The following is a 12402-nucleotide window of genomic DNA, read 5'->3' as shown; positions in this document are numbered from 1 at the left end:
TTTTTGATAAGATCCTCTTGATAACTTAATGGTTCATTATTGAAAAAATAAATAGTCTTGAGTGGCTCATTAAATAAAAAATGCTATGAAAAGCCTTATAATAAAGTGCCTTTCATAGCAATAAGTTGTGTCCTTTGACACTATACATTTTTCGTTTTGTACATTAAATATAAGAAATACGGTGCACCAATAATTGCTACGACAATACCTGCTGGAACCCCACCTGGTTGTAATACAATTTTGCCAATTGTATCAGCTATAACAAGTAAACATGCCCCTACTAAAATGGCAATTGGTAAAAACAACTGGTGACGTGGTCCAACGATACGTTTGGCAATATGCGGACCCATTAATCCGATAAACGAAATTGAACCTGCTACTGCTACAGCAGCAGATGATAACATCACTGCGATAAAGAATAATATTAAACGTTCTCTGCTTAACCTTACACCTAGACCTCGTGCAATATTATCACCCGTATGAATAATATTTAGTGTATTCGATTTAAATAGTAAGTAAGGAATAATAATCAACACCCACGGTAAAAATGCAATGACAAATGGCCATTCGTCACCCCAAATATTACCTGCAAACCAAGCAGCGATGAAATCAGATTGCTTATCATCAAATTTTGACATAATTGTAATTGAGCCACCATATAATGCTGTTTGTAAACCTACACCTATTAATACCATACTCGCAGGTGTAACACCTTCATTTTTATTAAAACTGAAAATAAAAATAATCAATGCAGTGGTGATACCACCTAGTATACTTATTAACGGCAGTACATAAACAAAGTTGTCAGCATTAATTTTACCAATTGCAATAAATAATGCGATTGCAAATCCGCCACCTGCGTTAATACCTAATATACCTGGTTCAGCTATTGGATTTTTTGTGACACTTTGCACTATTGCACCACTAATACTAAGCGCTGCGCCAGCCAAAATAGTAATCATCATCCGAGGTAACCTGAAATCTAATAAGATTAACTCATCAATGGCATCACCTTGTCCAATTAAAGTTTTGAAAAATCTTTCAACAGGTATGTTGTATTCACCTGAGGTAATACTCCAAGTACAACCTAGAAATAGTAGAATGCTAAAAACAGCCAGTGCTATCAATTGTCTGCGTTTATTATTTGAACTAATCATATTGAGCGTCCTCCTTTTTTAACTAAATATAAAAAGTAAGGAACACCGATAAATGAAATGATTGCACCAACAGGCGCTTCTCCTAAATATCGTGCTATCACATCGGCAACAAGCACGAGTATCCCACCTAACAAGGCTGTTAATGGTAGAATTTTAGCATAATCAGTTCCAATTAAAAATCTTGCTATATGAGGTACCATCAAACCTACAAATGCAACTTGTCCAGCGATAGCAACTGCAATACCTGCTAGAATCATAGCAATAATTAAACATATGCCTCTGATCATTGTTACATTTTGACCTAAACCTTTAGCTAATGATTCACCAAGATTTAAAATGGTAAGTTGTTTACTAATTGTTAATATAATGAATAACGCAATACCAATTAATGGAATTGCCCACTTAAGGTGTGACCATGTTGTGCCTGAAACGCCTCCAGCAGTCCAAAATGTTACTGTTTGATTTAGTCTAAAAGCTAATGCAATACCTTGACTTAGCGCTGTTAACATAGCACTTACTGCTGCACCCGCTAAAATAATACGCATCGGATTAAATCCATCACGTCTAGATCGGCCTATCATTAATACAATAGCACCTCCTAGAATAGCACCTAAAAATCCAGCAAACATCAATATTAAAAATGAAGTGTTTGGTAAAACTGCATATGTTAATGCTAAAGCAAATGAAGCACCTGAATTTAAACCTATGAGCGCCGGATCAGCAAGACCATTACGAGTAACACCTTGTATAATCGCACCAGAAACTGCAAGCGCCATACCTACAATTACTGCTGCTATATTTCTGGGAATCCTAATCTCATTGATGATGTTTTGCTGTTGATTGCTAGGATTATAATTAAAAATAGCCTCTATAATTGTAGAGGCTTGAATTTTGGCGTCACCTATTAATGTAGAAATAAATAGTGTGATTAGTAGTATCATACTTAAACCTATAATATAGGATAAAAACTTCAATGGCGTTGGGTTCTCTCTATTTGTCATGTTAATTGTCCTTTTTATCATATTAACTTACTTAATTAAGAATAAGCTCTGCGACATAAGTCATAAGTTACCAGTAAAGGTTTTCCAGTTTTAGGATCTTTACTTAAAACAACATCAATATTAAAAACTTTTTCTAATATTTCCTGTGTTAATACGTCTTCTGTTGAACCTGTAGCGATGATATCCCCTTCTTTCATCGCAATAAGATGATCTGAGAAACGAATCGCTTGGTTGATATCATGAAGAACCATGACAATTGTACAACCTTGTTCCTGATTTAGCTTCTGAACTAATTCTAGTATTTCTAATTGATGACAGATATCTAAATATGTTGTTGGTTCGTCTAAAAAGATAATATCAGTTCTTTGTGCTAATGCCATTGCAATCCAAACACGTTGTCTTTGACCACCACTTAAATCATTGATTGAACGGTGTCGGAATGTATCAGTTCCTGTAACTTCCATTGCCCAATCAATTTCTTTCTTATCCTCAGCAGTTAATCTACCAAATCCTTTTTGATGTGGAAAACGACCATATGAAACTAATTCCCCAACAGTTAAGCCATCTGCTACTTCAGGTGATTGAGGTAAAATGGCTATTTTTTTTGCAATCTCTTTCGTAGATTGTGTATGAATATTTTCACCATCTAAAAATACTTCGCCTTCTTTAACTGCCAATAAACGTGACAATGCCTTTAGCAAAGTAGATTTCCCGCAGCCGTTAGGACCAATGATTGACGTCACTTTGCCATCTGGTATTTCAACATCTAATTTATTTATAATCGTGTTATCCCCGTAACCAATTTTAACTTGTTGTCCATGCAAACGATTCATAATTTCCCTACTTTCAATAAAATTCTTTCTGTTTATAAAAAATAATTTCTATTTTTAAATTATCAATTTTCAAAGGCATCCCAATTGATAATGATTATCATGAACATCATTATAACATTTTTCAATCTTATTGACTAACATTACTTTTTAAATTGGATAGCTCGATTTGTCATGTCTTGTATATTACTTTTATAAAATAAAAAACGCCCACAGATAAGTCTTCATAGTTCAAAAACTTGTCCGTGGACTTCTATTTAAGTATGTGTGCTCATACCATTTATTTATTCATCTGCAAGAAAGCCATTACCATAGACATCTCTTACATCATGAATTACGAGGAATGCATCTTTATCGATTTGTTTAATTAATCGCTTTGCTTTTGAAACTTGTGTTTTAGAAATAACAACGTATAAGACATCTTTTTCTTCACGCGTATAATAGCCATGTCCGTTTAAAATGGTTAAACCTCTTCCAATTTGCTCGTCTATTGCTTTGGCAAGTTTGTCGGGATTAGTTGAAATAATCGTCATAGCTTTTTTAGTGTTTAAACCTTCTATGACATATTCCATCACTTTTGTTCCTATATAAAGTGATATTACTGTTACTAATACTTTATCAAGTGGAATAACTGTAAGTGAAATTGCAACAACGATCATATCGAAGAAAAGCAAAGCATATGGCGTGCTTACATCGAGGTATTTCGTTGCAATTCTCGCCAAAATTGTTGTACCTGCTGTTGTACCGCCTGCAAGGATAATTACTCCGATTCCTAGTCCAACGCTTACACCACCAAAAATGGCATTCACAATGCTGTTTCCAGTTTCTACTTGCCATGATTCTGTTAAACTCAAAAATATTGAAATAAGAATTGTTACAAGAATAGTTAAGTACATACTTCTCTTACTCAAAAATTTATAACCTATGGCAATCAATACTGCGTTGACCAAGAAGTTAGTGATGGCTGGTGAAATATGAAACGCATAATATAAAATAATTGCTAAACCTGTAACCCCGCCTTCACCTAAGTTACCAGAAATAATAAATGCATTTACACCTGCAGCAAAGATAAATGAACCTAAGACAACTAGTATTAAATCTTTAACCGTTTTATTCACGAAACCATCCCCTTTATATATTTATTAGACTATAAAAATAGTAGCACAACAAAAATGCTGTCACAACTCTATGGAAAGAGTTCTAACAAAGATTTACTATTTAACTAATTTATATGAAGAATAGCTTTCCCTAATAAATATCACTCACAATATAATAATTAAAAATATTCTGAATTTTTAATTTACTTTCATTTCATTGTCTGCTATAATGTTTTTAACTTCTTCAATAGAGAAGTTATCTCCTTTGTGTTGTTTATAATAACAAAACAAATTTTGCTCGAAGTACTATGACTGTACCTAGTCCTTACTGTCATATGTACAATAATATTCATTTCCCATAAAAGCCAAGTGTATTACCATGTGCACTTGGTTTTTATAATGCTTCAATTTCGGTAACTTTAAAAATATTTAAATACCTTTATATCAATAATAAAAAAGTCCAAGCATCTCACCTATATCAATAGACGACATGCCTGGACATATTTATTAGTTAAAATGTATTATCATAGTCACTCTTCGACATATTACCATGCAAATAAACCAACGAAAGCTGCTGTTAATAATGAAACTAGGATACCTGATAATAGCATCATAGGTACATATTTAGATACAAAGTCTGATGTCTTTTTATCAACAATGCCTTTCAATGTACCGATAATCATACCAATCGTTGAGAAGTTTGCAAATGAAATTAAGAATGTTGTAATAACCGCACGATGGTGTGGTGTATAAGATGCAATATCTTTAGAAATTTCACCCATAACAACAAATTCATTTGTAACAATTTTCTTAGCCATTTGTTGTGCTACCAACCACGCTTCATCATAAGGTAAACCGAGTAATAGCGCAAATGGATACATAAACACACCTAAAATTTGGTTTAAACCGAAACTACCTTTTATGCCTATCCATCCTGCTATCAATCCTGTAATCAAATTGATAAAACGATCAAATAGATCAGCTAACGCTACAAAACTAATAACAAATGCGATGATGATTAATACTAATTTACCTGCTGCTAATACAGAATCTCCAAGGAATGAGAAGAATGGTTGACGTTCAACTTCATTGTTTTTAAGACTGTAAATAATATCTTCTTTCTCTTCAACACTTACTGGATTCAACAAGCATGACACAATAATCGCGTTAACGATATTTAGTGGAATTGCCGTTAGTACCAGTTCTCCTGGTACCATTTGTACATACGCACCTACAATAGCTCCGGATACAGAGCTCATTGACATCATTGCGATTGTTAATACACGCATTTCATTCATACGTTTTAGTTGCTCACTTGATACGGCTAATGCTTCAGTATTTCCTAAGAACATCATTTCTATCCCAAAGAATGACTCGAATTTAGGTTGTCTTGTTACTTTAGCTAGTAACCAACCAATACCTCCAATAATTTTCGGTAAAATATTAAAGTACATTAAGATATCAAATAATGGCACTATTAATAATATTGGGAATAAGGCTGCAACAGCCATATCCATCATTTTAACATTTGTCAAACTTGCAAATGCAAAACCTGTACCAGCATGCGCTGACTGAACTACCCAAGCGATACCATTGGCTGCTCCTCTTACTGCTTTTTGACCCCAATCAAAATAAATAAAGAACCATGCTAAAAACAGGTTTAAAACAACTAAGATCCCAATTGATTGCCATTGGATATTTTTGCGATCTCTTGAAAATAATACCGCAATACCAAGAAATACAATTAGACCAATAATGTTGATTAATAAAAACATTTAGCACCCACCTATGATTTAATTTTTTAAAAATTTAGAAACATTGAAATATCAAACTTCTGTACCGTGGACTCTAAAATCAGTTAAATTGCTATGTAAAATATGAAGAATTATGACTCGTGGCTACAGTATTTAATATATGTATGTTTGCTTATAACTTGTATTATACCATGAGCATTTTTTTCTTAAAATATCGATTTTATTAATTTAAGAATTATTATGTCGTAACTTCTCAAATGATTTAAAATAGACAAAAGCTTGAAGCAATTTATTAACATCTATATCCATCAATGTGCCACACTTTAATTTCCTCGATGGTATATGTGTATTTGCTCCAAGCTTACTTATATATAAAATTAATCTGTTAATTTTTGAGACACTACAAAGTTTTTATACTTCGCATGTGATGCCATCAGTTCTGAATGCGTACCTTTACCTGTTACCTGTCCTTTGTCTAAGAATATAATTTGACCGGCTTTTTTAATTGTAGACAAACGATGCGCAATGACAATCGTTGTTCTACCTTCCATCAATGTTTCTAAAGCTTCTTGAATTTTCAATTCACTTTCACTATCGAGATTAGCTGTTGCTTCATCAAGTAACAAAATATCAGGATTTTTAACAAAACTTCTAGCAATATCAATACGTTGACGTTGTCCGCCAGACAGTTTCAATCCTCGTTCACCTACAAGCGTGTCATATCCTTCATCAAATTGCATGATAAAATCATGACAGTTCGCTAATTTAGCATAATTAATAAGTTCTTCATCTGAAACATGACGATTAATTCCGTATAAAATATTGTCTCTAATTGTTCCACTCATCATCGAATTTGATTGCATAACATATCCAATTTTGCGTCGCCACTTAGATAACGGGATATCATAGACACTTTCAAGGCCATATTTAATATCACCTGACTCAATTTCATACATACGTTCTATCAGATTAAATATCGTACTTTTACCAGACCCAGAAGGACCTACAAAAGCACTCACTTGACCTTGTGGGATTTGGAACGACACATCATCTAATATTTTCTTCACATCATATTTAAAGTCTACATGTTCAAATGACAATACACCGTCATCAATTAATACATTTTCAGAATCTTCAAGAGCTTCTGTCGGTTCAATAGGTTCTTGCATGATTTCGTATATTCTACTACTTGCACCGACTGCCTTTTTATAATCTGTAACTAACGTGGAAAGATTGATTAAAGGCATAGATAACTGAATAACATAAAATATCATTGCAATTAATGTACCTGCAGTGATTGCACCAGTCGCAATTCCTAATGCACCAAAACCTAAAATAATTGCAATTGTTAGCAACATAACTATACCTGAAATTGGTTGTACAACTGCCGCAATTTTAGCCTGTTTTAAACCTAATTTATATATTTCATTCAAATTTTTATGTGCATTATCTAATTCAAGACGCTCTGTATTTGATATTTTAACAAGACGCATTTCAGTTAGGACACGCCCTAACAAACCACTGAAGTTTGCAATTTCAGATTGTGTACTTGTCGATATCTTTTGCATAATACGACCTAGAGGAATCATAATTAAAACGAATATCGGTATCGTTATAAATGTTAATAATGTCATTTTCCAATCTAAAATAAATAACATGATTAGTGACCCAACTAATGTAACGATTGATGGTAATAAGTTAGGTAGCTTTTGTGAAATAAATTCATTTATCACTTTCGTATCGTCAGTTAATCGACTCATTAATTGACCACTTTCATTTTTGTCAAAGAATGGCATTTTTAATTGTATGATATGCTCCCATAAAACTGAGCGTATCGCATAAATAATCTTTTCACCAATTTTACTTAATAAATATAAACCTAATCCGCTTAATAAAGCATTGATGACAAAGATACCACCAAATAATGCGATTAGATTCCAATTGATATGGCTCACGGAAAATTTATCTACAATTCGTCCAGTAAACAGTGGCACTAATAGTCCACTTAAGCTCCCTAGTGATGAAATAGTGATAGCTGCAACGATAAGACCCACTGGCCATGATAGTTTTTTAAATAAGAAAAACAATGGATTTTCTCGTTTCATAGTTTTACCTCTTCTGTTTGAAATTTATAGTTAATTCATTTAGATAGATACATGCATTTCTATCATATACTTTCTCCCAACAAAACTTTAAAAATCAAATAAAGTGTTGCCCCAAAATACCGCTCATAACATTTATATGATAGAATATTTCTATTGCATTTTTTGTAATAACTTCTCAAAGTCTTTATATTAAAACATGAAAATTAATCGCTTTTGAGTAAGTTTGCTCTTCGTACAAACATTATAACACCTTTAGCTACACACGTAATATATTTGCATTATTTTTCAAATTAACTGCAGAAAACTTTATTTTCAACAATTTAATTAAGGTGAAGTGAATTAGCAATGATTTCCGTAAGTAGGAATAACCATTGCTTTTAGGGAATATTTAAGAATTGGAAAAGGGAAGATTAACGCTTTATGAAAAATTTAATATCTATTATCATCATTTTATGTTTAACATTAAGTATTATGACACCATATGCACAAGCTACTAACAGTGACGTAACCCCTGTACAAGCAGCAAATCAATATGGTTATGCAGGTTTGTCGGCTGCATACGAACCGACGAGTGCTGTTAATGTAAGTCAAACTGGACAATTACTGTATCAATACAATATCGATACTAAGTGGAATCCAGCGTCTATGACTAAATTAATGACAATGTACTTAACATTGGAAGCTGTAAATAAGGGGCAGCTTTCACTTGATGACACAGTCACAATGACGAACAAAGAATATATTATGTCTACACTACCTGAGTTGAGTAATACGAAACTATATCCTGGACAAGTATGGACAATCGCAGACCTATTACAAATTACAGTATCTAATTCTAGTAATGCCGCGGCATTAATTTTAGCTAAGAAGGTATCAAAAAACACCAGCGATTTCGTTGATTTAATGAATAACAAAGCTAAAGCTATCGGAATGAAAAATACACATTTCGTCAATCCAACGGGTGCTGAAAATTCAAGATTACGTTCATTTGCACCAACAAAGTATAAAGACCAAGAACGTACTGTAACGACTGCTAGAGACTATGCCATTTTAGATTTACACGTGATTAAAGAGACACCTAAAATATTAGACTTTACAAAGCAGTTAGCACCAACAACGCATGCAGTTACGTATTACACATTCAACTTTTCATTGGAAGGTGCAAAAATGAGTTTGCCTGGTACAGATGGTTTAAAAACTGGATCAAGTGATACAGCAAATTACAACCATACGATTACTACCAAACGAGGTAAATTTAGAATTAATCAAGTTATCATGGGTGCAGGAGACTATAAAAACCTTGGTGGCGAGAAGCAACGTAATATGATGGGGAATGCATTAATGGAACGCTCATTTGATCAGTATAAATATGTAAAAATATTGTCTAAAGGTGAGCAAAGGATAAATGGTAAGAAATATTATGTTGAAAATGATCTTTACGATGTTTTACCAAGTGATTTTAGTAAAAAAGATTATAAACTTGTAGTCGAAGATGGTAAAGTACACGCGGACTATCCAAGAGAATTTATTAATAAAGATTATGGACCTCCAACTGTAGAAGTTCATCAGCCAATTATTCAAAAGGCAAATACTGTTGCTAAAAGTATGTGGGAAGAACATCCATTATTCACTATCATTGGTGGTGCATGCCTTGTCGCTGGATTAGCACTTATTGTTCATATGATAATCAATCGTTTATTTAGAAAAAGAAAATAAAACATACTAAAAACGGACAAGTTGCACATTATAAAGCTGCGAAACTTGTCCGTTTTATATTTATTTTATAATAACCTAAGTTAATTTATCGTTTAGTATCGATAGTTCTATATAATTTATTTAGCATCTTTACCATATAATTCTTGTTTGATTTTAGTCGTCGAAATGCCTTCTGTACGTTTTAAATAAATGACTTCACATTTATCCTTTAAGAAGTCGAATTCACCTTCCCAGTCATGTCCCATAACAAAAACATCTACATCAAATTTTTCGACATCGTCTTCTTTTTGTCCCCAGCCCTTTTCTGGAATGACTAAATCGACATAGCGTATTGATTCAAGCATCATTTTTCGTTGTTCATAATCATAATAAGATTTTTTATGTTTAATTTGATTAAATTCATCTGTTGATAATGCTACTATTAAATAATCGCCCATCTCTCTTGCACGACGAAGCAATTCGATATGACCATAGTGAAGTAAGTCATATGTGCCATATGTTATTACACGTTTCATTAAGTTATCCTCCTCATATTGTCACATCATAGGATTGCAGTTTATGGTCATCAATATACACGTTATCGTTTTAACATTGATTTTGTTCGATGTGCAAACTTTCTCCCTTTAAGTTGTATCAAGAATTTTTTATAAGTCGGCCTATTAATGCCCACTTGAATTAATGTTTGTCGCCACAATTCGTATATTTCTCTATCCCAATTCTCACCAATAAATTCAACTGTATTTATAATGTCAAACATGTTTTGCGATACATAATCAGAATGCTGCATAGACATAATATAGTCTTTTACGAGTTGAATTGTCGTGTGCGTTACTGCTGGGTGTTCATTCATATAATATTTTAATGAATTATTGAATAAAATACGATCAACCATATCACTATATAATAGCCTTTGTTCAGGTAATAGTAACATTTCCATGACTCGTTGTCTTATTTTCATAATTTCTATGATATATCTATTAAAATCTTCATCGTTACTTGTAGCATGTGTATCTATATCGTTATCTCCGACAATCATCTGTGAAACTAAATGTATATCCGTAGCTTTTTGCATCGCCTTGACAAGTATTGCGTGATTGTATGTGTTAGCTAAAGTTTCGTCACACTGTAATTCAGCAAATTTAGCACTGAATAACTTTCCGTCAAAAGACATCATTGATAACAAATCTGGTTGTTCCGTTAATGTAACGATTCGATTATCTTTAATAAACTCATCAGCACTTTTCAATTTCCATTCACCATGGTAATTGTAAGCTCGCTGCCCTATTACCATATCAATATTATCATTATTTTTGAAAGCTGCAGTTAACCTATCTAATTTACCTGGCAATACGATTGATGTTGGATTTATGACCATAAATGCGTCACTATCATGTGGATCTGTCATTTTGATATCCATCAAACCTTTATTAATACACGTAGCTATCGAAGCATTTTGTAATTGTATTAATGAAATATGCTTGAGTTCTCTTTGTAACCGTTCAATCATAGGAATTGTTTGATCAGTAGAACCACCATCAATACAAAGGATTCTATAGTGTTCTTTACTCTCAATAGATATTAACAATTGTCGAATTGTTGCCTCATTATTACATGTAGGTATGATTATCGTAAGCCTCATTTTGTCACCATCTTATCTATATATTCTGTGAGCTGATGTAAACTTTTATCAGTATTATACTTATGCCAATCTTTAAATAACGGACTTAATAGATGTTCTTTTTCTTGTATCGTCATTATTAAATCTTCTTCAGTATACACTTTGTAGCTATCCGGTATTGCTTTGTAAAATTGATTCAGGCCTCTCACTTTATCATATGTTCCTTCATCATACACATAAAATATAGTTGGAATATCTAACAAGCTAGCTTCTATTGGCAGCGAACTATAGTCGCTAATAATTATATCTGACATTAGCATTAATGTAGACGTGTCGATTGAAGATACGTCATCAATGTCTGAATCTTCAATTGATGGATGTAATTTATTAATCAGTGTATATCCTGGTAAACATTTTTCAAAATAAGCTTTATCAATAGCCCTATTATCTGCTTTATCTTCTCTATATGTTGGTACATATAATACCAACTTATTTGTAATTCCATATTTATCCTTTAACTCTGCCTTAACCGTTGCTCTATCAGCTGTGTAATATTTATTAATTCTCGGAAGCCCAAAATACAGCATTTGCTCTTCTGTTGCACCTAAAGACTGTTTAAAACATTGTGACATTTGTTCACAACCCACTAAGTAAAAATCCGTCGCTTGATAAACTTTACGGTACTGCTGAACCATTGCCTTGTCAGACACATCGACTTGATGATCTGTTAATCCAAAGTTTTTTAATGCACCACTTGCATGCCACGTTTGAACAATGTGTTGATTAGAAGTCTTATTATATCCACCTAGTAATAGGTAATAATTATCGATAATAATCATCTGCGCGCTTTTCAAAGCCTTAATTTGTTTTACCAATGTTCGATTAGTCATTTCTATCACATCAACATCGTCGCTAAGTTCAGATAAATAAGGCGCTTGTTTTGGTGTTGTTAAAACAGTTTTCTGATACGACGAATTATTTAATGCTTTGATGATAGGCTTAATATCTTCTGGAAAAGTCATCATAAATACGATATGCGGTTTATCAATCACTTGAGGCGTAATCATTTTAGAAAGTATTCGAACTACCAAATGATAAAATTTCTTTATTAAAACGTTCATAAT

At 32.8% G+C, this 12402-nt stretch carries 11 protein-coding genes; 1 reads left to right on the top strand and 10 read right to left on the bottom strand.

Translation table 11 applies throughout. The features are described 5' to 3' along the window. Positions 1-140 precede the first annotated feature (140 nt). The 7 genes from NSS86_RS01895 to NSS86_RS01865 form a co-directional block, all read right to left on the bottom strand. Complete coding sequence (locus tag NSS86_RS01895) at positions 141-1157, bottom strand: iron ABC transporter permease (protein WP_000625878.1); 1017 nt, start codon at positions 1155-1157, stop codon at positions 141-143. Continuing rightward, entirely contained in the window at positions 1154-2158 is a 1005-nt protein-coding gene (locus tag NSS86_RS01890) for an iron ABC transporter permease (protein WP_000184741.1), read from the bottom strand. Before NSS86_RS01890 ends, NSS86_RS01895 begins: the two co-directional genes overlap by 4 nt. Positions 2159-2193: 35 nt before the next feature. Continuing rightward, entirely contained in the window at positions 2194-2991 is a 798-nt protein-coding gene (locus NSS86_RS01885; RefSeq protein WP_001080809.1) for an ABC transporter ATP-binding protein, read from the bottom strand. Positions 2992-3272: 281 nt separating this feature from the next. After that, positions 3273-4106, bottom strand: a complete 834-nt coding sequence (locus NSS86_RS01880) for a YitT family protein (RefSeq protein ID WP_001044662.1) — start codon at positions 4104-4106, stop codon at positions 3273-3275. A 177-nt stretch (positions 4107-4283) separates the two neighbouring features. Then, a complete protein-coding gene (locus NSS86_RS01875) occupies positions 4284-4376 on the bottom strand; it encodes a hypothetical protein (RefSeq protein ID WP_001788321.1) in 93 nt (30 codons plus the stop codon). A gap of 254 nt (positions 4377-4630) precedes the next feature. Further along, a complete protein-coding gene (locus NSS86_RS01870; RefSeq protein ID WP_000479279.1) occupies positions 4631-5860 on the bottom strand; it encodes a nucleoside transporter C-terminal domain-containing protein in 1230 nt (409 codons plus the stop codon). A gap of 356 nt (positions 5861-6216) precedes the next feature. After that, complete coding sequence (locus tag NSS86_RS01865; protein ID WP_339302319.1) at positions 6217-7944, bottom strand: ABC transporter ATP-binding protein; 1728 nt, start codon at positions 7942-7944, stop codon at positions 6217-6219. A 420-nt stretch (positions 7945-8364) separates the two neighbouring features. Here NSS86_RS01865 and pbp4 point away from each other — a divergent pair, with 420 nt between their 5' ends. Then, positions 8365-9660 (top strand): penicillin-binding protein PBP4, encoded by a 1296-nt coding sequence (gene pbp4 / locus NSS86_RS01860; protein WP_000793067.1) that lies wholly within the window; start codon positions 8365-8367, stop codon positions 9658-9660. A 116-nt stretch (positions 9661-9776) separates the two neighbouring features. Here the strand turns inward: pbp4 and tagD are convergent, their stop codons facing one another. The 3 genes from tagD to tarB all read right to left on the bottom strand — a co-directional run bounded on the left by tagD (position 9777) and on the right by tarB (position 12399). Further along, entirely contained in the window at positions 9777-10175 is a 399-nt protein-coding gene (tagD, locus tag NSS86_RS01855) for a glycerol-3-phosphate cytidylyltransferase (RefSeq protein WP_000832260.1), read from the bottom strand. Between the two features lie 62 nt (positions 10176-10237). Continuing rightward, positions 10238-11299, bottom strand: coding sequence for a glycosyltransferase family A protein (locus tag NSS86_RS01850; RefSeq protein WP_001241182.1), 1062 nt, complete (start codon positions 11297-11299; stop codon positions 10238-10240). Next, positions 11296-12399, bottom strand: coding sequence for a teichoic acid glycerol-phosphate primase TarB (gene tarB, locus NSS86_RS01845; protein ID WP_001101602.1), 1104 nt, complete (start codon positions 12397-12399; stop codon positions 11296-11298). The genes NSS86_RS01850 and tarB overlap by 4 nt, the downstream gene beginning before the upstream one ends. Between the last annotated feature and the right edge of the window lie 3 nt (positions 12400-12402).

The sequence above is a fragment of the Staphylococcus sp. FSL W8-0056 genome (assembly GCF_037963075.1).
Taxonomy (GTDB): Bacteria; Bacillota; Bacilli; order Staphylococcales; family Staphylococcaceae; genus Staphylococcus; species Staphylococcus aureus.
The sequence above is the reverse complement of the archived record's forward strand: the minus strand, read 5'-3'. Positions and strand labels throughout refer to the sequence as shown.

Bases quoted from the DNA above. Each gene is read 5' to 3' on its own strand.
- NSS86_RS01895 (WP_000625878.1), bottom strand. From the start codon at position 1,157: ATGATTAGTTCAAATAATAAACGCAGACAATTGATAGCACTGGCTGTT.
- NSS86_RS01890 (WP_000184741.1), bottom strand. From the start codon at position 2,158: ATGACAAATAGAGAGAACCCAACGCCATTGAAGTTTTTATCCTATATT.
- NSS86_RS01885 (WP_001080809.1), bottom strand. From the start codon at position 2,991: ATGAATCGTTTGCATGGACAACAAGTTAAAATTGGTTACGGGGATAAC.
- NSS86_RS01870 (WP_000479279.1), bottom strand. From the start codon at position 5,860: ATGTTTTTATTAATCAACATTATTGGTCTAATTGTATTTCTTGGTATT.
- NSS86_RS01865 (WP_339302319.1), bottom strand. From the start codon at position 7,944: ATGAAACGAGAAAATCCATTGTTTTTCTTATTTAAAAAACTATCATGG.
- pbp4 (WP_000793067.1), top strand. From the start codon at position 8,365: ATGAAAAATTTAATATCTATTATCATCATTTTATGTTTAACATTAAGT.
- tagD (WP_000832260.1), bottom strand. From the start codon at position 10,175: ATGAAACGTGTAATAACATATGGCACATATGACTTACTTCACTATGGT.
- NSS86_RS01850 (WP_001241182.1), bottom strand. From the start codon at position 11,299: ATGAGGCTTACGATAATCATACCTACATGTAATAATGAGGCAACAATT.
- tarB (WP_001101602.1), bottom strand. From the start codon at position 12,399: ATGAACGTTTTAATAAAGAAATTTTATCATTTGGTAGTTCGAATACTT.